The 24,665-nt window shown below is 62.0% G+C and carries 19 protein-coding genes, 1 tRNA gene and 1 pseudogene; 7 read left to right on the forward strand and 14 right to left on the reverse strand.

From position 1 onward, the window contains the following. Positions 1-121 precede the first annotated feature (121 nt). From ACIGFL_RS15430 to ACIGFL_RS15445, 4 genes are all read left to right on the forward strand, one after another. Entirely contained in the window at positions 122-1,123 is a 1,002-nt protein-coding gene (locus ACIGFL_RS15430) for a DctP family TRAP transporter solute-binding subunit (RefSeq protein WP_397497781.1), read from the forward strand. 154 nt (positions 1,124-1,277) lie between these two features. After that, positions 1,278-1,754: a TRAP transporter small permease gene (locus ACIGFL_RS15435; RefSeq protein ID WP_397488790.1), complete on the forward strand. Its 477-nt coding sequence runs from the start codon at positions 1,278-1,280 to the stop codon at positions 1,752-1,754. After that, positions 1,744-3,039, forward strand: coding sequence for a TRAP transporter large permease (locus ACIGFL_RS15440; protein ID WP_397497782.1), 1,296 nt, complete (start codon positions 1,744-1,746; stop codon positions 3,037-3,039). The genes ACIGFL_RS15435 and ACIGFL_RS15440 overlap by 11 nt, the downstream gene beginning before the upstream one ends. 96 nt (positions 3,040-3,135) lie before the next feature. Beyond that, entirely contained in the window at positions 3,136-4,236 is a 1,101-nt protein-coding gene (locus ACIGFL_RS15445) for a GGDEF domain-containing protein (protein WP_397497815.1), read from the forward strand. 326 nt (positions 4,237-4,562) lie between these two features. On the opposite strand, the gene ACIGFL_RS15450 is transcribed toward ACIGFL_RS15445, so the two are convergent. From ACIGFL_RS15450 to rpsU, 10 genes and pseudogenes are all read right to left on the reverse strand, one after another. Next, positions 4,563-5,792 carry an Eco57I restriction-modification methylase domain-containing protein gene (locus tag ACIGFL_RS15450; RefSeq protein WP_397497783.1) on the reverse strand — a complete coding sequence of 410 codons (1,230 nt, stop codon included), beginning with the start codon at positions 5,790-5,792 and terminating at the stop codon, positions 4,563-4,565. Positions 5,793-5,827: 35 nt separating this feature from the next. Further along, positions 5,828-6,715 carry a hypothetical protein gene (locus tag ACIGFL_RS15455; protein ID WP_397497784.1) on the reverse strand — a complete coding sequence of 296 codons (888 nt, stop codon included), beginning with the start codon at positions 6,713-6,715 and terminating at the stop codon, positions 5,828-5,830. Further along, positions 6,715-8,700: a hypothetical protein gene (locus ACIGFL_RS15460; RefSeq protein WP_397497785.1), complete on the reverse strand. Its 1,986-nt coding sequence runs from the start codon at positions 8,698-8,700 to the stop codon at positions 6,715-6,717. Before ACIGFL_RS15460 ends, ACIGFL_RS15455 begins: the two co-directional genes overlap by 1 nt. Before the next feature lie 3 nt (positions 8,701-8,703). Next, on the reverse strand, positions 8,704-9,618 hold the full coding sequence (locus tag ACIGFL_RS15465; RefSeq protein ID WP_397497786.1) for a hypothetical protein: 915 nt from the start codon (positions 9,616-9,618) through the stop codon (positions 8,704-8,706). 189 nt (positions 9,619-9,807) lie between these two features. Further along, a pseudogene (locus ACIGFL_RS15470) lies at positions 9,808-9,897 on the reverse strand (integrase); the annotation flags it as partial. Between the two features lie 127 nt (positions 9,898-10,024). After that, positions 10,025-10,101, reverse strand: a tRNA-Ile gene (locus ACIGFL_RS15475). A 16-nt stretch (positions 10,102-10,117) separates the two neighbouring features. Next, positions 10,118-13,852: a bifunctional diguanylate cyclase/phosphodiesterase gene (locus ACIGFL_RS15480; RefSeq protein WP_397497787.1), complete on the reverse strand. Its 3,735-nt coding sequence runs from the start codon at positions 13,850-13,852 to the stop codon at positions 10,118-10,120. A 274-nt stretch (positions 13,853-14,126) separates the two neighbouring features. After that, a complete protein-coding gene (rpoD, locus tag ACIGFL_RS15485) occupies positions 14,127-15,974 on the reverse strand; it encodes an RNA polymerase sigma factor RpoD (protein ID WP_031303673.1) in 1,848 nt (615 codons plus the stop codon). 67 nt (positions 15,975-16,041) lie between these two features. Beyond that, positions 16,042-18,024 carry a DNA primase gene (gene dnaG / locus ACIGFL_RS15490; protein WP_122110108.1) on the reverse strand — a complete coding sequence of 661 codons (1,983 nt, stop codon included), beginning with the start codon at positions 18,022-18,024 and terminating at the stop codon, positions 16,042-16,044. Between the two features lie 147 nt (positions 18,025-18,171). Continuing rightward, on the reverse strand, positions 18,172-18,387 hold the full coding sequence (rpsU, locus tag ACIGFL_RS15495; protein ID WP_003296736.1) for a 30S ribosomal protein S21: 216 nt from the start codon (positions 18,385-18,387) through the stop codon (positions 18,172-18,174). A 203-nt stretch (positions 18,388-18,590) separates the two neighbouring features. On the opposite strand from rpsU, the gene tsaD reads away from it, so the two are divergent. Beyond that, positions 18,591-19,616 (forward strand): tRNA (adenosine(37)-N6)-threonylcarbamoyltransferase complex transferase subunit TsaD, encoded by a 1,026-nt coding sequence (tsaD, locus tag ACIGFL_RS15500; RefSeq protein WP_397497788.1) that lies wholly within the window; start codon positions 18,591-18,593, stop codon positions 19,614-19,616. Here tsaD and plsY read toward each other — a convergent pair. Next, positions 19,613-20,182, reverse strand: coding sequence for a glycerol-3-phosphate 1-O-acyltransferase PlsY (plsY, locus tag ACIGFL_RS15505; RefSeq protein ID WP_122110110.1), 570 nt, complete (start codon positions 20,180-20,182; stop codon positions 19,613-19,615). The genes tsaD and plsY overlap by 4 nt on opposite strands. 75 nt (positions 20,183-20,257) lie before the next feature. Between plsY and folB the strand changes: the two genes are divergently transcribed. Together folB and folK are read left to right on the forward strand one after the other, a co-directional pair. Beyond that, entirely contained in the window at positions 20,258-20,614 is a 357-nt protein-coding gene (gene folB / locus ACIGFL_RS15510) for a dihydroneopterin aldolase (protein ID WP_021444791.1), read from the forward strand. After that, a complete protein-coding gene (folK, locus tag ACIGFL_RS15515; RefSeq protein ID WP_122110111.1) occupies positions 20,605-21,138 on the forward strand; it encodes a 2-amino-4-hydroxy-6-hydroxymethyldihydropteridine diphosphokinase in 534 nt (177 codons plus the stop codon). Before folB ends, folK begins: the two co-directional genes overlap by 10 nt. A gap of 52 nt (positions 21,139-21,190) precedes the next feature. Here folK and ACIGFL_RS15520 read toward each other — a convergent pair whose 3' ends face one another. From ACIGFL_RS15520 to ACIGFL_RS15530, 3 genes are all read right to left on the reverse strand, one after another. Next, a complete protein-coding gene (locus ACIGFL_RS15520) occupies positions 21,191-22,420 on the reverse strand; it encodes a multifunctional CCA addition/repair protein (protein WP_122110112.1) in 1,230 nt (409 codons plus the stop codon). A gap of 97 nt (positions 22,421-22,517) precedes the next feature. Beyond that, positions 22,518-23,030, reverse strand: coding sequence for a DUF4136 domain-containing protein (locus ACIGFL_RS15525; protein ID WP_122110113.1), 513 nt, complete (start codon positions 23,028-23,030; stop codon positions 22,518-22,520). A gap of 61 nt (positions 23,031-23,091) precedes the next feature. Beyond that, entirely contained in the window at positions 23,092-24,657 is a 1,566-nt protein-coding gene (locus ACIGFL_RS15530; protein ID WP_021444787.1) for a SpoVR family protein, read from the reverse strand. Positions 24,658-24,665: the final 8 nt, after the last annotated feature.

Here is a 24,665-nt window from a genome sequence, read left to right on the forward strand (position 1 = left end):
CGCCGTGTCCCCTTCGCGCGCCGACCAGGCGCGCCAGGCGAGCCACCCGCTCGCCGCTGGATCCGCACCGCTTTGCGGTGCCACAACGACAACGACCAAGATCCATACAAGGACGCCCCCGATGAAACTCAAGCGACTCTTCTCCGCGCTGGCCGCCGGCGCCGCGCTGACCGCCCTGTGCGCCACCGCGCAGGCGCGCGAATACTCCGTCTCCACCGTGCTGTCGGACGCCTTCCCCTGGGGCCAGGCCGCGCAGAAATGGGCCGACCTGGTCAACGAGCGCTCCGCGGGGCGCATCACCCTGCGCGTCTATCCCAATGCGCAGCTGGTCGCCGGCGACCAGACCAAGGAATTCTCCGCCATGCGCTCCGGGCTGATCGACATGGCCGTGGGCTCGACCATCAACTGGTCGCCGCAGGTGCCGGAGCTCAACCTGTTCTCCCTGCCGTTTCTGATGCAGGGCGACGCCGACCTCGACGCCATCACCCAGGGCGAGGCCGGCAAGCTGGCCTTCGCCGCCATCGAGCAGCGCGGCATCGTGCCGCTGGCCTGGGGCGAGAACGGCTTCCGCCAGCTGTCCAACTCGGCCAAGCCGGTGCGCAGCCCGGCCGACCTGGCCGGCCTGAAGATCCGCGTGGTCGGCTCGCCGCTGTTCCAGGACACCTTCAACGCCCTCGGCGCCAACCCCACGCAGATGAGCTGGGCCGACGCCAAGCCGGCGCTGACCACCGGCGCGGTGGACGGCCAGGAGAACCCGCTGTCGGTGTTCGACGTGGCGCGCATCGACCAGGTCGGGCAGAAGTACCTGACCCTGTGGGACTACATGGCCGACCCGCTGATCTTCGCGGTCAACCAGCGCGTGTGGAAAGCCCTGCCCGAGGCCGATCGCGAGCTGCTCAGCCAGGCCGCCATCGATGCCGGCAAGTGGGAGATCGAGCTGTCGCGCAGCGCCCAGGCCCAGCGCCTGGCCGATATCCGCGAGCGCGGCGTGGAGGTGATCGAACTGAGCGAGGCCGAGCGTGCCGCCTTCGCCGCAGCCACCGCCGGCGTGCAAGAGAAGTGGGCGCCGCGTATCGGCGAGGCGCTGATGGACGCCGCCCGCCAGGCCGTGGCCCAGCCCTGATTCGCTTTATCTGACCGCAAGTCCCAGGGCTCTGGGGCGGGGTGCTGGAGGTCTGTGGCGCGACACCGATCCGCTCCCCTCGCCCATTTATGGGCGAGGGGGGAGGGCGAACAGCCGCCGCTGAACCACGCCAACACGGTCGTTCGAGGTTCCTATGAGCAAGCCAATCGACGCGCCGCTGGAGCGCGTGCTCGCCACCCTGGCCCTGGTGATCATCAGCCTGATCAGCCTGGCCAACGTGGTGGTGCGTTATTTCACCGATGCATCCTTCGCCTTCACCGAGGAAATCTCGGTGTTTCTGCTGGTCATCCTCACCTTCGCCGGCGCCTCGGTGGCCATGCGCAGCAACCGGCATATCCGCATCGGCCTGCTCGAGCGCCTGTTCCCGCGCCTGCGCACGCCGCTGATCCTGCTGCAGTGGCTGGCCGGCGTGCTGGTGCTGGCTCTGGTGTGCTGGTACGGCGGCCAGTTCGCCTGGGAGGAATACCAGTGGGACTCGGAGTCGCCCGGCCTCGGCCTGCCCAACTGGTGGTACGTGGTCTGGCTGCCGCTCCTGGCGCTGCTGCTGTTGGTGCGCCTGAGCCAGATGACCCTCGACCGCCTGCGCGGGAGGCTCGGCGATGAGCCCTGATCTCTGGCTGATCCTCAGTTTCGCCGTGCTGCTGGCGCTCGGTGTGCCGGTGGCCTTCGCCCTCGGCCTGTCCGGCGCCGTCGGCATCATCGCCGGGCTGTCGCCGGACATGCTCGCCACCCTCGGCACCAACACCTACAACGGCGTGGCCAAGTACCCGCTGATCGCCATTCCGCTGTTCATCCTCACCGGCCTGGTGTTCGAGAAGGCCGGGGTGGCGCTGCGCCTGGTACGTTTCGCCCAGGCGCTGATCGGCCCGCGTCATGGCGGCCTGGCCCTGGTCGCGGTGCTGGTGTGCCTGATCATGGGCGGCATGAGCGGCTCCGGCCCGGCCGATGCGGCGGCGGTGGCCATGGTGATGCTGCCGAGCATGACCAAGGCCGGCTATCCCAAGCCGTTCTCGGCGACGCTGATCGCCGCGTCCGCCTCCACCGCGATCCTGATTCCGCCGTCCATCGCGCTGATCCTCTACTCCATCGTGGTGCCGGGCGTGGACCTGCGCGCGCTGTTCGCCGCCGGCCTGTTCCCCGGCATCCTCGCCGGCCTGGTGCTGCTGCTGCCGGCCTGGCTGCTGTCGCGTCGTTATGGTTGGGAATCCCCGGAGCAGGGCGAGCGGCCACCGCTGGGCGCGAGCTTCAAGCAGGCGCTGCCGGCGCTGTTCGCCCCGGTGCTGATCCTCGGCGGCCTGCGCAGCGGCCTGTTCACCCCCACCGAAGCGGCGGTGGCCGGGGTGGCCTACGGCGTGCTGGTCGGCCTGCTGCTCACCCGCGAGCTGAACTGGCGCAGCCTGTGGAAGCTCTGCGGCGAGGCGGCGGTGATCTCCGGCGTGGTCATGCTGATCATCGCCCTGGCCGGCATCTTCGCCTGGGCCGGCACCATGCTCGGCACCTTCCGCCACCTGGCCGAATGGCTGATCTCGCTGTCGGACAACGGCTGGGTGCTGCTGGCGCTGGTGATGCTCGCCGTGCTGCTGGCCGGCATGCTGCTCGATGCCATCTCCATCTACCTGATCCTGATGCCGATCCTGATTCCGGTGATGCAGCACTTCGGCTGGAACCCGGTGTGGTTCGGCATCCTGCTGGCGATGAACATCGCCATCGGCCAGTTCACCCCGCCGGTGGCGATCAACCTGATGGTCACCGCCGAGGTGGCCAAGATCCGTCTGGAGCAGACCGTAGGCTGGGCCTTGCTGTTCGTCCTGGTGATGTCCAGCGCCCTACTGCTGGTGGCGATCTTCCCGGAAATCGCCCTGTGGCTGCCGCGTGTGCTCGGCTACGCGGTGTAGCGCCGGCTGGGTACTGGCGGTTTGCCGTCTATAGTTGGGTGAGAGTGCGTGGCGGGGGGCCGCGCACCAACGACGGCGGCGGTGCTGGGCGGACTGATGGTCGATGGCAAGCGAGACGACGACAAGGACCTGACGACGGGGCACTGCGCGGGCCTGCGCGAAGCCGGCAAGCGCGCGCTGATGCGCACCATCCTGCTCGCCACCGGCCTGACCCTGGGCGGCTTCGCCGTGCTGCAGACGCTGGCCGGCAACTACCCCTTCGCCATCCTCGAATTGCTCTGCACGGTGGTGCTGCTGTTCGGCGGCTGGCGCATCGAACGGGCGCGCCACCTGGACCTGTGGGTGTACCTCTACCTGATCCCCACCTTCGCCTTCATTCTCTACATCATCGTCATGCCGGACGCCTCGTCCGCCGCCTTCGTCTGGGTCTACATGATCCCGCTGCTGGCCTACCTGCTGCTGGGCAAGAAGCGCGGCTTCGTGCTGACCGCGCCCTTCATGCTGGCGGCGCTGCTGCTGTACTTCGCCGACAACCACCTGCAGCTGGACGCCGCCGGCCTGATCGATCTGGGCAACGCCACTCTCTGCGGCGTGCTGATCCTGGTCTTCGTGCACATCTACGACGGCCTGCGCATGCAGGCCTACGAAGAGCTGGAGCGCCTGGCGCAGACCGACTCGCTGACCGGCGTGGCCAGCCGCGGCAGCTTCCAGCACGCCCTGCAACTCAGCATTCAGGAGGCCGAACGCAGCCACGGGCAACTGGTGCTGGTGCTGCTCGACGTCGACCACTTCAAGCAGGTCAACGACCGCTGGGGCCACGAGGCCGGCGATATGGCGCTGCAGCATATCTGCCAGATCCTCCAGCAGCGCCTGCGCGTCACCGACCTGCTCGGCCGCCTGGGCGGCGAGGAATTCGGCCTGCTGCTGCGTCACACCGACAGCGCCGGCGCCGACCCGCTGGTGGAAAGCCTGCGCCAGCAGATCGCCGAACAACCGCTGCAATACGACGGCCAGCCGATCCCCCTGTCCGCCACCTTCGGCCTGGCAGCCTGGCCCAGGGACGGCCGCAGCGCCGCCGAACTCTACCGCAGCGCCGACCGCCGCCTGTACAGCGGCAAGGCGCGCGGGCGCAACCAGCTGGTCAGCGGCGATCTGCCGGGGGAGTTGCTGCTGGATAAGTTCGATCTGCGCTTGTGAGAACGGCCCGGGGACGTGGGGACGCTCTCGGTAAGAAAAAGGCCAGCCGAAGGCTGGCCTGAGTTCTCTATTTGAGTGGTGGGCCCACACGGTCTCGAACCGTTGACCAAAGGATTATGAGTTGCCTAGAAATGCTTAAAGCCTAATAAAATCTTACTTATTTGAGCGAAAGTACAGCGAGTGCAAAGAAGCGCAATAACTAGGGTAAGCGTGATTTGACCGAGTTTTCATTAGCTGACAACTGTACTGCATTTGTACCGTGCCACTCCCCTTGACTTGCCGCTTCCGCGTGTGGGCTACAAGACAGGAACGTAGCTTTCGTCCACTTAGCAGTCCGCGGTAGCTATTTTTGCGATGTCCGTCTGTGCAATTATGTGATCTGCTATTTTTTCTTCAAATAGAGACGCTTCCGCGCGGGATTCTGAAATTATAAGTTTTTTATAGCTATTTATTGTTTCTGGATCTTTGAATATTGCATGCAGGGGTATGTCAAGAGTTTTTAGCCTTGATAGTGAAATATAGTTCGCACCGCTTCCTGATATCTCAAAGACAGCATCAGCACCTAGCGCGATAGAAACGCGAAGCATAAGCAAGAGGCTAAGTGAACTTGACTCCCCTGCGGCGTTAGGGGTGATCGTTATTATGCAGTCACTGCAAGGAATTTCTTCTTTGCCGTAGTATATGGAAAGGCTTTTGCTTGCTAGACGGCCGACGCGCTTCAATAGAAGGTTTAGATTTGTAGTGGAGGCAGAGCTTACTAGGCCATGGGAGATGGTTTTGGGCCTGGCTATGTGACTTTTAAAGTCTGTAGAGTGGTATAGCGAATGTTTCTTTCCGGTCGCGCAAATGTTTCCTCTATTTATGGATGCTAGGGAGGAAAGTTTAACTCTGCCCAAGCATTCAAGGACCCTTTCATATTCGCTGGTTTTAGAAAGTAGCTCGGGGTCTAGGTTGTAGTTTTGAGAGATTACCTCGCTAGAGTTTAAGATGTAGCTGAGGTTGCAGCTCTTGTAGAATCGAATATCGTAGTTTTTGGATTTTGTATTTTCCAAACATAGTACATAAAAGCTTCCTTCGACCTTCTTAAAGGAGAATTTTGGAAGCTTGTAGATAGAGGTTATTTTGTGATTTGAAATTATGCGCTCTCTGAGCCATCTGGTTTTGTCGCCATTAATAATTGATGATGGCAAAATGAAAATGGCTTTCCCATCTTGACTCAAATGCGTTAAGCACTTCACTACAAAAGCAGCCTCTATTGGCGTCTTTTTGTTATTGTGTGCGACATGGTGAGCGAGATTGTTGTTAAATGGTGGGTTGGATAGTATTAGGTCAAAGCTCCCCTGCACTTCGGAGCTAAGAAAATCCTCGCACGATAGCTTTACTCGAGTAGGGTCTACTGTTTTTGATACCGTCGAAAGGTTTTCTTGGTTTATGTCGAAAGCTAATAACTCTTTGTAGTTGTTCCCAATGGCTTTAAGAAGAGCTCCATCCCCAACGGCTGGCTCGAGTACGCGAGCAAAGTCACCGTGTGCTTCATTTTTAATAATTGACTGCACTACAGTGTCGGGCGTAGGGAAGAAATAGCAGCTCGTCAACTAAGGAACCCTCGGGCGAGATGGATGCTGGCGATACCCGTAGATCTATTGCTAGATCTTGCGGGGTGATCATACAGCAACGCAGTATTTTTATCACTACATAGAAATTTGATTGCTCCTACACTCATTGGCTTCGGCCCTAGTGGTACTAGGAAAAATAATTCGTTCTGATGTTTTTGGCGAAGCTCTTGTAGAAGGCGGTTTACACCCGAGATGTTGGTTGCCCCGCAAAATAGGAAAGCATCTTGAAGGTTGTTTTCTAGTATTGCGCGAGCACTGCTGAGTAGAGAGTTTTTGTCCCAGCCGAATTTAAAGGCAGGGACGCCGAAAACAAGGCTGCATTCTTTTCCCGAAAGTTCAGAGAGTTCTAGGGCGTTTCTGAATCTATCTCCTTCATAACCCATGAAAAAGATAAATAATTTTGGCTCGTCGCTTGGGATTGCTCTGGATATTCCTGGTATCCCTGCCTCTTCAAAGCCTAGAAGGCTCTCTGATAAATTAAAGCTCTTCTCGCCATTGTTTGAGTCGTGTGAGTACTCGTGAGGTTCGGCATAAATCACATCAAAATTCTTCAGGTCTGAATCGTTTAATGCCGTGCATAATATAGCTAGTTCAGCAACGTCGAATGATGTTGCGTCAATAACAATTTTGCGCCCTGCAAAAATCTTAAGTTCATCACTCAAATAATGTAGTTCTACCGGTGCTCCGTTAAGAAATGAAAGCATGTCATGGGGTATGTAGCTGAAGTTGTACATCTCTGCGCAAGCTGCTTCGAGGAAAGACCTTATTTCCTTGTCTCGGTCATCGGAGTGTTTGCCATGCAAAGCTATGTCCCACTTGTTTTCGGCGAGGTCTTGAAGGCTTTTATATTCTAATACATCCATTAGAAAAGCCCCCGCTGGTACGTGGCTTCACCAGTGTCGGATTCGTCGCTGACCTCTAGCTTCTTTCTCCTCGCATTGCGGACTGCATCAAATTTATCTCCGGACTCAGAAATTATGGCGTTAAGTTCCTCCGGCTCAAAGTATGTTTTCCTGATCTTTCGATAGCTAATGAAAAAATATGGTGAATAGATTGGGTTTAGTACCCAGTCGCAATCATCTTTACGGTCAAGGCTTTTCCCTTTTGTTGAGGTGGTAGTAGTGAGAATGCCCCACTTTTCAGCTTCCTTTAGGAATTCTTGGTCTTCGCTCTCGAGAGACTGGAGTCCGCCTTTTATATTGAAATGAGTGATTTCTGGCTCGCTTTGGGAGTTTCTCTCTTGGAATAATCCGAAAATCTCACCAAGCCGTCCGCAAAATGTTTTTAGCCTCTTTCCGTGAGGCATGAAGCTGGATATCTCTCTGAAGAGAATCTCACTTGTTTGCATCGCTGATATATGCTGGGAGCGAAAGTCAATCGAAATGTTGTCGTCGCTCTTTATTGAGAAATTAGAAAACGCTGTACGGCATAGCTCTAGAAAGTGCCGCATATTCCCGTTGGCGAGGTGAACATAGACGTCGAAGCCAGCGTAGAATGTGGATTCTGTTTTGAAGGAGCGCAGGAGTTTCAAGTAACTGCCGATGAAGAAATTTTGTATCCAAGATGTGCTTCCTGTAAATTTATTATCCTTTCCTGCCTTCAGTAATTCTATGTTGTTTAGGATCTCCTCGGCAGAGAGTTTTTTTCTGAACATTAATGAGGATGCGACAATAGAGGCTTTTTTGTTGCTGTGGTCAATGAACTGTTCTGGGGCTAGCCGTGAAGACTTTGTCTTCAGTCCGGCCTCAATCTCGCCATTCAGTTTTTTTAGTAGCTTTGGCTCGGAGAATATTTCCTCTGCTAGGTCTTCATGGCTTTTTCCAGGCAGTAGACTCCGAGCGCTTTTTAGCACCCTCTCTTTGTAATTGTCGTCTAGCCTCTTTTTAAGGTCATCCACGGAGTTTAATTGTACGCCAGCGAATATCTCTCGATATTTTGGGTCGCTTTTGGAAAGGCGGAGAAATAGGATCTCAGCTGCAAAGCACTCAAAAGAGTCTCCTGCTAAATGGTTGTCTAAGTTTTCAATGGTGTAGTCGTGCTTGTAGGAGAGTGATTCGTTTCCAGTTGTTTCTGAGTGCGGTACTCCATTTAGCTTTGCAGCTATGTTGAATATTAGAGGGGGCTCTGAATGTTTCATTCTAGTGTTGATGATGAGTTGTTGATATTTTAGGAGGTTTTCATACTCATCAAAATACACTTTGAACTTGATTTTTCTGGGGCTTATGGAGTCTTTTATTTCTGTGATAATGTCCGTAAGGGTGGAGTCTGGCAGTATTAACAGCTCTTCTATCAGTCGTGGGTTCGCAACAGCGAGCTCGCAGCGTTTTCTTTCTGTTCTAAACTCTTCAAGAAGCTCCTGCGCTGTCCCGCAAAATTTATCGCCATAGACCTTTAGTGATTTCAGCTGCGTTGTGTCTGCTTCAAAGACCTCTCCATCTGCGTAGCTCGCCTTGGACATCTTTATAAGAGCGCTGCAAATTTCGGTCAGGAGGCATGTGTTGATGTAATGGGAGAAAATTGAATGCCATTTCTCCTCTTCAATTCCGCGCTTTTGAAGTTGCCTAAGAAATTGTGTGTCGGCTCGCAAATACAAACCAACAGCCTCTAGTTCGTTAATTGGGATATTCTTTCTTTTTTCGGAGAATCTGCTGTGATAAGAGAGGTATCGTAAGAGCATGGTCTTGCCGCTACCTCTCCCCCCTTCCAGTCGAAGCGGGAAGCTGCTGTTGAAGTCAATTTTTGTGTAGAAATAAGGAAGGACGAAGTCTTCCCAAACATCCATCCCTATATGTTCGCTTCGGTTGTTGGCGAGCACTGCGCTAAGGCTGTCTTGGTAGTTGAGTTCCATTGCTCACCTCGAAAATATAGGTTGGTACTGTTCGTTTGCTGCCCAAAGTATTGGTAGTGTGGCGTTAGGCGTGCCGTGTGCGTAAGCGTATGTTAGCTCTAGTTCGCCATAGCCAAATTTATCTTTTAGCTTCCCTAGTCCAACTTTTTTTAGAAATTCTTCGTAAGTCACTTTCATGGATTGTACAAATTCTTCGTCAAGCCCCTTATATCTCATGGGCAATCCGGAGAAGAATTTGTTTTCTGGCAGTATCGTTTCGGCTTGGCAAATTTTGATTCTTGGTATTTCTTCTTTGATTTTGTCAAGGCCGGTTTTACAAGCTCCTAGAGGTGCGTAGATATATTCAATATCCTTATGAGTAGTCTGGTTTGGGAAGAAAAGCTTAAAAAATTCTAAGAACTGATCTCCAGTCCCCACGAAGTCGTCTATAAAAATAACGATGTTTGCTTGCTCTGCTTTGGTTTGGAGTTTCCATGGCCATTCCATGAATTTTTCATTAACCCCAATGTCTTTTTTATAGAGTCTTGCTACTAGCGGGCCGCTTTTGGTCGGCGGGTCAATGTCTCTAATAACCGGTACGATTATGATTTTTTCTCTTTCTTTTCCTGGGTATTTTGCAGTCAAGGTTTTATGCAGGCTGCTTGCGACTTCGGGATGAGAGCTTTGGATAAGTTGCGGTATGGATTTTTCAATTACGTTGGAAAGTAAAGCTTGAGTCTGAGCTCTTGATCTGAATATCAAGGAGTCTAAGAGTAGCCCGCAGAGAACCTTTTCTTGATCGGTCTCAAAGTGCTCTATCCAGTCTTGTAATGTGCGTAGATTAACTTCTTTCCATAGTCCTGAGCTTATGAGTGTTTTCGTCGAGGTTATGACATTTTCGAAGAAAATTATTCCATTCTCGCCGGAGAGTACGCTCATATTGCACCCTCCGAAGAGTTAATGGATATTTGTGTCGAGTATTCTGCAGGGTGAAATTTAATATTTACGCACTGATGGGTGGGCGAAATATTAAATCGAGTGAAAATCATGCATAGGTGTTCCATCACGATACCGCTCCGATGGTAAGGATGGCTTGGATTCTAACGGAGTAGGCGGCTTTGAGCACAAGGTGCGGAAGGTTTTGGCGTTGGTCGGCCAGCCCGTTTTGCGGACTACGGCTTTCCATGTGCCGGCAGGGTTTTTGACGATTGTTGCCATCAGATAAGGACTCCAAAGGCAGACTGGCTAACCAGTACTGTACCGATTTTGTACCTTCGGACCATAGGCTGATCCAGATGCCACAACCCTAAAAAGCTTAAAGCCGCGCAATGCGCGGCTTTGAAGGTGGTGGGCCCAGCAGGACTTGAACCTGCGACCAATCGATTATGAGTCGAGTGCTCTAACCAACTGAGCTATAGGCCCCCAGAAGGCCGGCGGATTATACCGGCGCGCTCTCGCCAGTGCCAACCGCGTGACCGGGCGAGAGAAACTTGCGGGCGAAGGCGTCGGCGGGCAGGGGGCGGCTGACCACGTAGCCCTGGATCTGCAGGCAACCCTCGGCGGCCAGGCAGAGCTCCTGGGCCTTGGTTTCCACCCCTTCGGCGATCACCGTCAGCTGCATGCTGTGGCCCAGGGCGATGATGGCGCGGGTGATCGCCAGGTCGTGCGGGTCGTCCGGCAGGCCGCGGACGAAGGACTGGTCGATCTTCAGCACGTCCAGCGGCAGGCGCTTGAGGTAGCTGAGGGAGGAGTAGCCGGTGCCGAAGTCGTCGATGGCCAGTTGCACGCCGAGCTGCTTGAGCTGGTGGAGGATGCCCAGCGCTTCCTCGGCCTGGTTCATGATGAAGTTTTCGGTGATCTCCAGCTGCAGCCGCTGCGGCGCCAGGCCGTGCTGTTGCAGCAGTTCGTCGATGCGTGCGAGCAGGTTGGCCTGGTGCAGCTGGGCGCCGGCCAGGTTGACCGACAGCGGGCCGAAGCTGCCGTGTTCCTCCTGCCAGTGCTGCAGCTGGCGGCAGGCTTGCTGCAGCACCCAGTCGCCCAGCGGCAGGATCAGCCCGCTTTCCTCGGCCACCGGGATGAAGCGATCCGGCGGGATGTCGCCGAACACCGGGTGCGGCCAGCGCACCAGGGCCTCGGCGCCGACCAGGCGCTGGCTGCGCAGGCAGAGTTTCGGCTGGTAATGGAGGCACAGCTCGTCGCGCTCCAGGGCGCGGCGCAGTTCCTGTTCCATGGCCATGCGTTCGTTGACCTGGAAGGTCAGCGAGCGGGTGTAGCGTTCGCTGCGGTTGCGCCCCTTGGCCTTGGATTGGTACATGGCGGCGTCGGCGTTCTTCACCAGGGTGGCGACGTCGGCGCCGTCCTTGGGGTAGAGGCTGATGCCGATGCTGGCGCTGATGAAGAACTCGTGGTTGTCGATCTGGAAGGGCGCGGCGAAGCACTCCAGCAGCTTCTGCGCGACCTGCTCGGCGTCCTGCGGCTGGTGCAGGCCGGGCAGCAGGATGATGAACTCGTCGCCGCCGAGGCGGGCCACGGTGTCGATGTCGCGCAGCTGCAGCTTGAGGCGCTCGGCGATGGCCTTGAGCAGCAGGTCGCCGACCGGGTGGCCGAGGCTGTCGTTGATCTGCTTGAAGCGGTCGAGGTCGAGGAACAGCACGGCGCCCAGCTGGTCGTCGGCGCGCGAGCCCTCCAGGGCGCTGCGCAGGCGGTTCTCGAACAGCAGGCGGTTGGGCAGGCCGGTCAGCGGGTCGTGGTGGGCCTGGTGGTCGAGGCGGGCCTGGGCGTGCTTGAGGCTGGAGATGTCGGCGAACACCCCGACGAAGTGGGTGACCCGGTCCTCGGCGTTGCGCACCGCGCTGATGGTCAGCCATTCGGGGTAGAGCTCGCCGTTCTTGCGCCGGTTCCAGATCTCGCCCTGCCAGTGGCCGTTGGCCGCCAGGCTGTGCCACATGGCGGCGTAGAAGGCGCTGTCGTGCTGGCCGGAGGCGAGCAGGCTGGGGCGCTGGCCGAGCGCCTCGGCCTCGGCGTAGCCGGTGATCTGGGTGAAGGCGCGGTTGACCGCGGTGATGCGCTGCTCCAGGTCGGTGATCATCACCCCTTCGGCGGTGCTCTCGAACACGGTGGCGGCCTGCTGCAGTTCCTCCTGCATCTGCTGGCGCTCGGTGATGTCGCGGGCGATGGTCAGCAGGCAGTCTTCGCCGCCGATCGGCAAGGGCTGCGCCGACAGCTCGCACAGGCGCAGCTGGCCGTCCTTGGTGCGCACCGGGGCGATCATCTCGCGCACCCGGCCGCGCAGGCGGATGGCGTCGACCAGGCGCTGGCGATCCCGCGGGTCGGCCCAGATGCCCAGGCTCAGGGTGCTCTGCTCGGCGATCTCGTCGAGGCGGTAGCCGGTGATGCGGCTGAAGCCCTCGTTGGCTTCGACCAGCAGGCCGTCGCGCAGGCGGGTGATCAGCAGGCCGTCGGGCGAGGCGTGGAAGGCCTTGGCGAACTTCTCCTCGGAAATCTGCAGCTGCTCCTGGATGGCCTTGAGCTGGCTGATGTCGCGCACCACCACCACCAGCGCGGGGGTGTCGGCGAGCTGGAAGGCCTCGGCCGAGATCAGCCCGGTGAACAGGCTGCCGTCGGCGCGGCGGAAGGGCAGCTCGAGGTTGCGCAGGGTCTCGTTCTGCAGGCGCAGCAGCAGGTTCGGGCCGATGCCGGGCACGCCCCAGATGTCCAGTTCGGTGGCGGTCTTGCCGATCGCCCGTTCGACGCTGACGCCGGTCTGCTCGGTGAACGCGGCGTTGACCTCGAGCAGCACGCCGTCGGCGCGGCGGGCGATGACCAGGATGTCCGGGCACTGCTGGAAAACCGAGGCGAACTTCTGTTCCGACAGGCGCAGCGCCTGCTCGGTCTGCTTGGTCTCGCTGATGTCGATCATCAGGCCGCGCACCACCTGGCGTTCGCCGCGCTGCAGCAGGGTGATGATGTCGCGCACCCACACGCTGCGGCCGTCGGCGGCCTGCAGGCGGTATTCGAGGACATGATCCTGGCCGGCGCTGCAGTGCTCCAGGCACTGGCGCAGGGTGCGCTGGTGGTCGTCCGGGTGCAGGTGCTGCTGCCAGAAGCCCGGCTGCAGCCAGTCGCCTTGCGGGTAGCCGAGCAGCTTCTCGGCATGCGGCGAGACGTAGGTGAAGCGCAGGTCGCCCGGCTCGGCCTCCCAGGCGATGGCCGAGAGGCTTTCCACCAGGTCGCGAAAGTGCTGCTCGCGGCTGCGCAGCTCCTGTTCCAGCTCGGCGCGGCGCTGCATCTCGCTGTGCAGGTGGCGGTTGATGCGCAGGATGATCGCGATCACCGCCAGCAGGCCGAGCAGCGCCGGCAGGCCATAGAGCAGCACCTCGCGCCAGATGCTGCGGCGATCCAGCACGCCGCCGACCCAGGGCGCCTGGAGCACGGCTATCTCGCTGGGGCTGAGTTCGGCGAACAGCTTGTCGAGGATGCCGATCAGCACCGGCTGGTCGCGCGGGGTGGCCATGGCCAGCTGGTAGCGGTAGGGCGTTTCGCCGCTGATGAACAGGCCGTCGAGCTTGAGCTGGCGCAGGCTCCAGACGCTGGAGGCGAGGTCGCCGACCAGGGCGTCGGCCTGTCCGGTGGCCAGCGCCTGCAGGGCCGCGGCGACGCTGGGCAGCGGCTGCAGGTTGAGGTCGGGGTGGCGCTGGCGCAGCAGCTCGTGCGGCGCGTAGTTGGCCACCACGGCGACCTTCAGGCCGTAGAGGTCGTCCATGCGCCTGGGTTGCGGGCCGCCGTTGCGCGCCAGGATGACGATGGGGAAATCCAGGTAGGGGCGGGTGAAGGCCAGGTAGGTCTGCCGTTCCGGGGTCGACATGATGCCGGGCAGCAGGTCGATTTCGCCGGCGCGGGCCTGCGCCAGCACTTCGCTCCAGCTGCTCGGCTCGACCGGTTGCAGGCGCACGCCCAGGCGGCTTTCGATCAGCCGCACGTAATCGGCGGCCAGACCCTGGTACTGACCCTGATCATCGCGGAATTCGAAGGGCGGCCAGGAGGCATCGACGCCCAGGCGCAGCTCGGGATGGGCCGCCAGCCAGCGGCGTTCCTCCTCGCTGAGGGTCAGAGCCGAGGCCGGGGTCGTCCAGTACGCCAGGCACAACAACAGAATGGCCGGCAAGCGTGGCATAACAGCCTCGTTTCGGAACCAGTACCTGTCGCAGTGTAGACCGGCTGCCGCATAGATGGCAGTTTGCCTGCGCACTAAAGCAGAGGCGATGTCTGCATCAATGCTCGGGAGTGGGGGCAAAGGCCCGTAGGCTGGGCTTTAGCCCGGCAATGGCGGCTGGCGTGGGCCACGGCGCATCGCGCCTAAGACCCCCGAGCCTTGCTTGGGGCCCTGGCAACAGCTGACTGGGACAGCGCCAAAGCAAAACCCCCGGCCTGGGCCGGGGGTTCTGTTGTCACTCGTCGAGGAAGGAGCGTAGATGCTCGCTGCGCGTCGGGTGGCGCAGCTTGCGCAGCGCCTTGGCTTCGATCTGCCGGATACGCTCGCGGGTGACATCGAACTGCTTGCCCACTTCCTCGAGGGTGTGGTCGGTGTTCATGTCGATCCCGAAGCGCATGCGCAGGACCTTGGCTTCACGGGCAGTGAGACCGGCCAGCACTTCGCGGGTGGCTTCCTTGAGGCTTTCGACCGTGGCTACGTCGATCGGGGACTGCATGGTGCTGTCCTCGATGAAGTCGCCCAGGTGCGAATCTTCGTCGTCGCCGATCGGGGTTTCCATGGAGATCGGCTCTTTGGCGATCTTCAACACCTTGCGGATCTTGTCCTCGGGCATCTCCATGCGCTCGCCCAGCTCTTCCGGAGTGGGCTCGCGACCCATTTCCTGGAGCATCTGCCGGGAGATGCGGTTGAGCTTGTTGATCGTCTCGATCATGTGCACCGGGATACGGATGGTGCGCGCCTGGTCGGCGATCGAGCGGGTGATCGCCTGGCGGATCCACCAGGTGGCGTAGGTCGAGAACTTGTAGCCGCGACGGTATTCGAACTTGTCCACCGCCTTCATCAGGCCGATGTTGCCTTCCTGGATCAGGTCGAGGAACTGCAGGCCGCGGTTGGTGTACTTCTTGGCGATGGAAATCACCAGACGCAGGTTCGCCTCGACCATTTCCTTCTTGGCGCGGCGAGCCTTGGCTTCGCCGATGGACATGCGCCGGTTGATGTCCTTGATCTCGGCCAGGCTCAGGCTGCACTCGGCTTCCAGGTCGGCCAGCTTCTGCTGGCAGCGCTGGATGTCGGCCTGCAGGTTGCCCAGGGCTTCGGCGTACTTGGCCTTGCCCTTGGCCAGGTCGGTGGCCCAGGCCATGTCGATTTCGTTGCCCGGGAACAGGCGCAGGAAGTCGGCACGCGGCATGCGCGCATCGCGGACGCACAGCTGCATGATGGCGCGCTCTTGTGCACGCAGACGGTCGAGGGCGTCGCGCACCTGGCTGACCAGGGCGTCGTACTGCTTGGGCACCAGCTTGATCGGCATGAACAGCTCGGCCAGCGCGGCCAGCTCTTCGGTGGCCTGCTTGCTGCCACGGCCATGCTTCTTCAGCGCCTTCTGCACCTTGTCCAGCTGCTCGGCCACGGCATTGAAGCGGCGCGCCGCCTCTTCCGGGTCCGGACCGCCGTCGCCTTCTTCTTCCTCGTCGTCGCTGCTCTCTTCTTCCTCGTCGTCGTCGCTGTCTGCGGCGGCGGCGCCTTCCTTGACGGGGACGGGGGCGGCGGCTTCGTCGGGTACGCTGCCGTCATCCGGGTCGATATAGCCACTGAGGATTTCGGCCAGACGGCCGCCCTCGGTGGTGACGCGGGTGTACTCGGCGAGGATGCCGTCGACGGTGCCGGGGAAGTGGGCGATGGCGCTCATCACCTCGCGGATGCCTTCCTCGATGCGTTTGGCGATTTCGATCTCGCCTTCGCGGGTCAGCAGTTCCACGGTACCCATTTCGCGCATGTACATGCGCACCGGGTCGGTGGTGCGGCCGATATCGGTCTCAACGGCGGCGAGGGCGGCAGCGGCTTCTTCGGCCGCGGCTTCGTCGGTGTCGGCTTCGGCCAACAACAGGGCGTCCGCATCCGGAGCACTCTCGAATACGTTGATCCCCATGTCGTTGATCATGCGGATGATGTCTTCCACCTGTTCCGGATCGGAAATATCTTCCGGCAGGTGGTCATTGACCTCCGCGTACGTCAGGTAGCCCTGCTCGCGACCGCGGCTGATCAATTCTTTCAAACGAGATTGCTGTTGCGCTTTTACGGACATAACACCCTATCCACTGAAGGTCTTGGCGGGCTGAAAACAAGCCGCGGATTATACCTGATTAAGACCCTTACGCGCCAGTTGGGGAGGGGGAGACTGGTGATGCGTTACGGCTTAGCAGGGCGCGCAGCTGATCTTTTTCCTCTGCGCTCAACTCACTTAGACGGGCCTTGCGCAGCAGTTGTTCAAGGCTGCGCTCGCGTTGGCGGGCTGCAAGAGTAGTTATAGTGTCGAAAAACTGTTGTTCAAGGTTGTCCGCTGAAATCAGCCATTCCTTTTCCGCCAGGGCCCGCAGTAGACGGCCCTGTTCGGTGCCGTGCCAGCGTGCGATCAACTGCAGCGAACGCAGCCCGGGATTTTTCTGCAGGGCGCCGACCAGGGCCACCAGCAACTGGGCGTAGGTGTCGTCTTCGTCGGCGAAGTGGCTGACGTCCTCGACCTTCTGCGCCAGCTGCGGATGGTGCAGCAGGGTGCGCAGGGCGCTGAGGTGCGGCGATTCGACGCTGACCGCGGTGCGCGGCGCGCGCGGGGCGAAGTCGCCCTGGCCCTTCTTGCTCCACTTGCCGCCGTCCTTCTTCCAGCCACCCTTGCCCTTGCCGGTGCTGCGTTCGTAGCTCGGCGCGGACGCCGGCTGCTCGTAGCCGCCCAGATCCGGCGCGGCGTCGTAAAAGGCACTGTCGGGGATGTCGGCGTAGTCCGGGTAGTCGCCGCCGGGCGCCGGGCTGGCGTGGCTCGGCTGGCTGCGCGGGGCGCTGGCGACCTGGCTGAGGGCTTCGCCGGAGAGGCCGGTGATCTCGCTCAGGCGCTGGCGCATCAGAGCGCGCAGGTTGTTGCCGGGAATCTTGTCGATCAGCGGTGCGGCCAGGGTGACCAAGTGCGCCTTGCCTTCCAGCGAGCGCGGGTCGGCCTCTTCGGACAGCTGCTGGAAGAAGTAGTCGGCCAGCGGCTGCGCGTGCTGGTTGATCCGGGCGCGGAAGGCGTCGGTACCCTCGGCGCGCACCAGGGTGTCCGGGTCTTCGCCTTCGGGCAGGAACAGAAAGCGCGCGCGGCGGCCGTCCTGCAGGCTCGGCAGGGTCGACTCCAGGGCGCGCCAGGCGGCGTTACGCCCGGCGGCGTCGCCGTCGAAGCAGAACAGCACGCTGGGCACGATGCGGAACAGGCGCTTGAGGTGCTCTTCGCTGGTGGCGGTACCCAGGGTGGCCACGGCATTGCGCAGGCCCTGCTGGGCCAGGGCGATGACGTCCATATAGCCCTCGACCACCATGATCTCGTCGAGGTCGCGGTTGTGCCTGCGCGCCTCGAACAGGCCATAGAGCTCCTGGCCCTTGTGGAACACCGGGGTTTCCGGCGAGTTGAGGTACTTGGGCTTGTCGTCGCCCAGCACCCGGCCGCCGAAGGCGATCACCCGGCCGCGGCTGTCGCGGATGGGGAACATGATGCGGTCGCGGAAGCGGTCGTAGCGCCGACCGTTCTCGGCGTTCTCGATCAGCAGGCCGGCGTCGATCATCGCCTTCTGCTGCAGGACGTCGCCGCCCAGTTGCTTGAGCAGGTTGTCCCAGCCGGGCGGGGCGAAGCCGAGGCCGAAGTCACGGGCGATCTCGCCGGTCAGGCCGCGACCCTTGAGGTAGTCCACCGCGTACTTGCGCTGCGGGTGGCTCTTCAGCGCCTGGCGGTAGTGCTCGGCGGCGGCCTCCAGCAGCGGGTAGAGCGGCGAGTCCACCGGCTGGCGCGGCGTGCGCCCGCGACCGCCTTCCTCGCGCGGCACGTCCATGCCGGCGCGCTTGGCCAGTTCCTCGATCGCCTGGGGAAACTCCAGCTGATCGTGGTCCATGACGAAGCCGAGGGCGTTGCCGCCGGCGCCGCAGCCGAAGCAGTAGTAGAACTGCTTGTCCGGGCTGACGGTGAAGGAGGGGGTCTTTTCCTTGTGGAAGGGGCAGCAGGCGCTGTAGTTCTTGCCGGTCTTCTTCAGCTGGATGCGCGAACTCACCACATCGACGATGTCGGTGCGGTTGAGCAGGTCATCGATGAAGGATTGCGGAATCAGGCCGGCCATAGGGTGCTCAGCATACTGTCGTGGCGCGGGGCTGGACAGTCTCGGGCAGAAAGCAGAAAACTCCGCTCATTCGCCGAACGGCGAGGCGGAGTTTCCTGAAATGCAATACCCGGCCTAGGCCGGGCATTCGGGCGTTGCGCGTACTGATTAGTACAGGCGGACGCTGCGACGCTGCTCGCGCTGCACTTTCTTGGCGTGACGCTTAACAGCGGCAGCAGCCTTGCGCTTACGCTCGGAGGTCGGCTTTTCGTAGAATTCGCGGCTGCGAACTTCGGCCAGTACACCGGCCTTTTCGCAGGAGCGCTTGAAACGACGCAGGGCTACGTCGAAGGGTTCGTTCTCTTTAACTTTGACGGCTGGCATCCAGGTCGTACCTTCATTAATTACCGGGGTGAACGCGTTCCCGGCAAATTGGCTCGGGTTGCGTCGGTTTTTAAGGGTTGCGGATGTTACCGCCTCGCCGTGCGGAATGCAAAGGCCTTAGGTCGAAAAGCAGTAGCCGCTCCGCCGAGCGGCGCTTATCATGCGCGCCTTTGTTCCCCGCGGCAAATCAAGGCTCAAGCTCCATGCTCGTACTGGGATTGGAAACCTCCTGCGATGAAACCGGCGTCGCGCTCTATGACAGCGAGCGCGGCCTGCTGGCCGACGCGCTGTTCAGTCAGATCGACCTGCACCGCATCTATGGCGGCGTGGTGCCGGAACTGGCCTCGCGCGACCACGTCAAGCGCATGCTGCCGCTGATCCGCCAGGTGCTGGACGAGGCCGGGCGCGAGCCGGCCGATATCGATGCGCTGGCCTACACCGCCGGCCCCGGCCTGGTCGGCGCGCTGCTGGTGGGCGCCTCCTGTGCCCAGGCCCTGGCCTTTGCCTGGGGTGTGCCGGCCGTCGGCGTGCACCATATGGAAGGTCACCTGCTGGCGCCGATGCTCGAAGAGCAGCCGCCGGCCTTTCCCTTCGTCGCCCTGCTGGTGTCCGGTGGCCATACCCAGCTGGTGCGGGTCGATGGCATCGGCCAGTACCAGCTGCTCGGCGAGTCGCTGGACGACGCCGCCGGTGAGGCCTTCGACAAGACCGCCAAGCTGATGGGCCTGAATTATCCCGGCGGCCCGGAGATCGCCCGGCTGGCCGAGCAGGGCACGCCGGGGCGTTTCGTCTTCCCGCGGCCGATGACCGACCGCCCTGGCCTGGATTTCAGTTTCAGCGGGCTGAAGACCTTCGCCCTCAACACCTGGCAGCAGTGCCGCGACGGCGATGACGACCTCGACCAAGCCCGCCGCGACATCGCCCTGGCCTTCCAGCAGGCGGTGGTCGAGACTCTCACCATCAAGTGCAAGCGCGCGCTCAAGCAGACCGGGCTGAACAGCCTGGTGATCGCCGGCGGGGTGAGTGCCAACAAGGCCCTGCGCGAGCATCTGGAACGCATGCTGGGCGAGCTGAAGGGCAAGGTGTTCTACGCCCGGCCGCGTTTCTGCACCGACAACGGCGCGATGATCGCCTACGCCGGCTGCCAGCGGCTGCTGGCCGGGCAGCACGAGGATCTGGCGATCAAGGTGCAGGCGCGTTGGCCGATGGAGTCGTTGCCGGCGCTTTAAAAGCGGCGCTCGCGGCCGGCGAACAGATCGCGCAGGTTGCCGCGGTGGCGCCAGACGATCAGCCCGGTCAGTACGCAGACCGGCAGCAGCGCCGCCGGTTGCTGCCAGGCCAGCAGCGGCAGGGTCAGCGGCGTGGCGATCAGCGCGGCCAGCGAGCTGGTGCGGGTCAGCACGAACACCAGCAGCCAGGCGCCGATGGCCAGCAGCGCGGCCGGCGGGTAGAGGCCCAGCAGCATGCCGGCGGCGGTGGCCACGCCCTTGCCGCCGCGGAAGCGGAAGTACAGCGGGTAGAGATGGCCGAGCACCGCGGCCAGGCCGATCCAGGCCTGTTGCTGCAGGTCGAGGCCGAACAGTTTGGCGATCAGGATCGGCAGCAGGCCCTTGAGCAGGTCGCCGAGCAGGGTCAGTCCGGCGAGTTTCTTGCCGGCCACGCGCAACATGTTGGTGGCGCCGGGGTTGCCCGAGCCGCTGGCGCGTGGGTCCGGGCCGCCGGCCAGGCGGCTGAGCAGGATGGCGAAGGACAGCGAGCCGAGCAGGTAGGCGAGGATCGCCAGAAGCCAGAACATGGTGGCCATTCCAGGGCATGGGGTGGCCCGATTCTAACGAGGTGCGGCGCCCTTGTCGTGGCGCGGAGAGTGCGGGTGGACAGAGTATTTATCGAGGGCCTGGAGGTCGATACGGTGATCGGCGCCTACGACTGGGAGCGCGAGATTCGCCAGTGCCTGCGTCTCGACCTGCAGATGGGCTGGGACAACCGTCCGGCCGCGGCCGGTGACGACCTCGCCCAGGCGCTCGACTACGCCAGCGTCGCCGCGCGGGTGCAGGCCTTCGCCGAGGCGTCGCAGTTCATCCTGGTGGAAACCTTCGCTGAGCGCCTGGTGCAGACCCTGATGGAGGAGTTCCACATCCCCTGGATGCGCCTCAAGCTGACCAAGCCCGGCGCAGTACCGGCCGCGCGTGGCGGCGTGGGCGTGGAGATCGAGCGCGGATGCCTCTGACTCGGGTCTACCTCGGCCTCGGCAGCAATATCGAGCGCGAGGCTCACCTTGGCGCCGGGCTCGATGCGCTGGCCGACCTGCTCGGCGACATGCGCTGCTCGCCGGTATTCGAGAGCCATGCGGTGGGCATCAAGAGCGGCAACTTCTTCAATCTGGTGGTGACCGGGCAGACCGAGCTGCCGCTGCTGGAGCTGGACCGCCGGCTCAAGTTCATCGAGGCCGACAATGGCCGCTACGCGCCGGAGCGCAGGGGCCTGCCGCTGGACATCGACGTGCTGCTGTACGGCGAACAGGTCGGCAACTTCAACGGGCTGGTGCTGCCGCGCGCGGAAATCCTCAAGAACGCCTTCGTGCTCTGGCCGCTGGCACTGCTGGCGCCGCAGCTGCAGCACCCGGTGGATGGACGTTCGTTCGCCGAGTTGTGGGCGTCGGCGCAAATCGATCAGCAACTGTGGCCGGCTGCTTTCCAGTGGCGCGGCGTCGAGCTGACGCCCGCAGCGCTGTTGCGGACGCGCTCTTCGTAGCCCGGCTGCAATCCGGGACTCGCCCCCGGAACCGCCCCGGATTGCATCCGGGCTACTGCGCCTGCTGATCCTGGTAGGCCTTGAGCGCCCGCAGGCGTTCGCGAGCGAGCGCCTCGCCCAGCTCCGCGCCCTTCAAGCCCTTTTCCAGCAGCGGTTTGACCGCCACCTGGCGCGCCGTCTCGGCGGCGCCGAGCAGGTAGGCGGCCTGCGGGTATTCGCGTTGCTCCAGCCCCAGGCGGCCACGGGCGTCCATCTCGCAGGCGGCGACGAACTCGGCGAAACGCTGCGGGCGGCGGAATACGTCGAAGCGTTGCAGCAGTTCCAGCAGGGTCGAGGGCTTCAGTTCCAGCGCGCGATGGCCGTGGGTGTGGAATTCGCCGACCAGCAGCGCCAGCTCGGCGCAGTCGCGCGGCGCCTTGCAGCGTTGGTTGATGGCCTGGATCAGGCGCAGGCCCTTGGGCTCGTGGGCGATATGCCGCGGCCACTCCGTCTCGGGTGTCAGCCCCTTGCCGACGTCGTGCAGCAGGCAGGCCCAGCGCACCGTCAGCGGCTGCTCGTGTTCGGCGCACTGGCGCAGCACGCTCAGCACATGCACGCCGGTGTCGATCTCCGGGTGATGAGCGGCCGGCTGCGGCACGCCGAACAGCGCGTCGACCTCCGGCAGCAGGGCGGCCAGGGCGCCGCAGTCGCGCAGCACCTGGACGAACACGTCCGGGCGCGGCTCCAGCAGTGCACGGGAGATTTCCTTCCAGCTGCGCTCCGCGGTGAGGTGGGCCAGTTCGCCGGACTCGGCCAGTTGGCACATCAGCGCCAGGGTTTCCGTCGCCACGCTGAAGCCCAGCGGCGCATAGCGGGCAGCGAAGCGGGCGACGCGCAGCACCCGCAGCGGGTCTTCGGCGAAGGCCGGGGAAACGTGGCGCAGCACGCGCGCCTGCAGGTCGCGCTGGCCGCCATAGGGGTCGATCAGCCTGCCCTGGTCGTCTTCGGCCATGGCGTTGACGGTCAGGTCGCGGCGGATCAGGTCTTGCTCCAGGGTGACCTCGGGGCTGGCGTGGAAGACGAAGCCGCCGTAGCCGCGCCCGCTCTTGCGCTCGGTGCGGGCCAGGGCATATTCCTCGCCGCTGTCTGGATGCAGGAATACCGGGAAGTCGGCGCCCACCGGCCGATAGCCCAGCTCGAGCATCTGTTCGGCGCTGGCGCCCACCACCACCCAGTCGATTTCCTCGACGGGGCGGCCGAGCAGGCGGTCGCGCACGGCGCCGCCGACTTTGTAGATCTGCATCGTTGTTCCTCCGCTGAGTGCGGAGGATAGCGGCTGGCCGGCCGCGCGGGGTAGCCCGGATGCACTCCGGGGATTACGCGGCCGGATTGCCTCCGGGCTACGGCGTGGCCTGGGGAATCTGCTCGATCAGCGCCTGGGCGGCACGTTCCAGCAGTTCGGCGCTGTCGCGTGCCGGGCTCAGGCCGGTGCTGATCAGCCCTTCCCACAGCACGCGCTGGTCCAGGTCGGTGAGGCGCAGGCGCAGCGTGCCGGTTTCGTCGCGCAGGCGATGGATCGCCTGGTAGGGGCCAAGGGCGTTGGGCGGCGGCACGTCGACCCTGAAGGTCAGCGGGCCGTCCTGCACCGCCAGCCAGTAGTACAGGCGCAGTTGCGGCTGCTGGCTTTCATGGTAGCCGCGGGACGACAGGCCATGGCGCAGCAGCTGCGGCAGCTGGCGGTAGCGCTCGGGGAAGGGCGGCTCGCCGGCCAGGCTGTGCTGCGGGTCGATCAGCTCGAAGCTGTGGCGCCCGGCCAGCGCGGCGTCGGCGGGGCTGAGGATCTGCGCCTGGGGGATATGGCTGGCGCAGGTGGCCAGCCCCAGGCACAGCAGGAAAACCAGAAATACACGCATGCACGGCGTCTCGCGGAGTCTGCCGCCGATGCTGAGTGCGCGGCGCATGCCCGGCAACCGATCAAATGGGTGGAATGATCAGGTCGAGGCGCGGGTAGTCGCCGTCGCCCTCCGCCTCGCCGCGCGGCGGCACGTGCTGGGTGGTGATCAGCTGGTCGCCCTGGCACACCTCCAGGTGGATGTCGAAACCCCACAGGCGGTGCAGGTGCTTGAGCACTTCCTCGGTGGAGTCGCCCAGCGGCTTGCGGTCGTGTTGCTGGTGGCGCAGGGTCAGCGAGCGGTCGCCGCGGCGGTCGATGCTCCAGATCTGCACGTTGGGCTCGCGGTTGCCCAGGTTGTACTGCGCCGCGAGCAGCTCGCGGATGGTGCGGTAGCCGGGCTCGTCGTGGATCGCCGGCACCAGCAGTTCGTCCTTCTGGTCGTCGTCGAGGATGCCGAACAGCTTGAAGTCGCGGATCACCTTGGGCGAGAGGAACTGCAGGATGAAGCTTTCGTCCTTGAAGCTGGCCATGGCGAACTTGAGGGTGGTCAGCCAGTCGCTGCCGGCGATGTCGGGGAACCAGTGCTTGTCCTCCTCGGTGGGCTCCTCGCAGATGCGGCGGATGTCGCGGTACATGGCGAAACCCAGGGCGTAGGGGTTGATGCCGCTGTAGTAGGGGCTGTCGAACGGCGGCTGGTAGACCACGCTGGTGTGCGACTGGAGGAATTCCATCATGAAACCGTCGGTGACCAGGCCCTCGTCGTACAGGTCGTTCATCAGGGTGTAGTGCCAGAAGGTGGCCCAGCCCTCGTTCATCACCTGGGTCTGGCGCTGCGGATAGAAGTACTGGGCGATCTTGCGCACGATGCGGATCACCTCGCGCTGCCAGGGCTCTAGCAGCGGCGCGTGCTTTTCCAGGAAGTACAGGATGTTTTCCTGCGGCTCGGCGGGAAAGCGCTTGTTGTCCTGGTCGCTGTGCTTGCCGGCGCTCTTGGGGATGGTGCGCCAGAGGTCGTTGATCTGCTTCTGCAGGTGCTCCTCGCGGTCCTTCTGGCGCTTGCGCTCCTCCTCGGCGGAAATCGGGTAGGGCCGTTTGTAGCGGTCGACGCCGTAGTTCATCAGGGCGTGGCAGGAGTCGAGCAGCTCCTCCACCGCGTCGATGCCGTGGCGCTCCTCGCACTGCATGATGTACTGCTTGGCGAACACCAGGTAGTCGATGATCGAACTGGCATCGGTCCAGGTGCGGAACAGGTAGTTGCCCTTGAAGAAGCTGTTGTGGCCGTAGCAGGCGTGGGCGATCACCAGGGCCTGCATGCAGATGGTGTTCTCCTCCATCAGGTAGGCGATGCAGGGGTCGGAGTTGATCACGATCTCGTAGGCCAGGCCCATCTGCCCGCGCTTGTAGCCCTTCTCGGTGGCCAGGAAGTGCTTGCCGTAGGACCAGTGGTGGTAGCCCAGCGGCATGCCCACCGAGGCATAGGCGTCCATCATCTGCTCGGCTGTGATCACCTCGATCTGGTTGGGGTAGGTGTCCAGCGCGTAGCGCTCGGCGATGCGCGCGATTTCCTTGTCGTACTGACGGATCAGCTCGAAGGTCCATTCCGAGCCGGTGGAGATGGGCTTGCGTTCCTTCCTGCTGGCACTCATGTCACGCC

The organism is Pseudomonas sp. NPDC077649 (genome assembly GCF_044542855.1).
In the GTDB taxonomy this organism is placed as follows: Bacteria; Pseudomonadota; Gammaproteobacteria; order Pseudomonadales; family Pseudomonadaceae; genus Aquipseudomonas.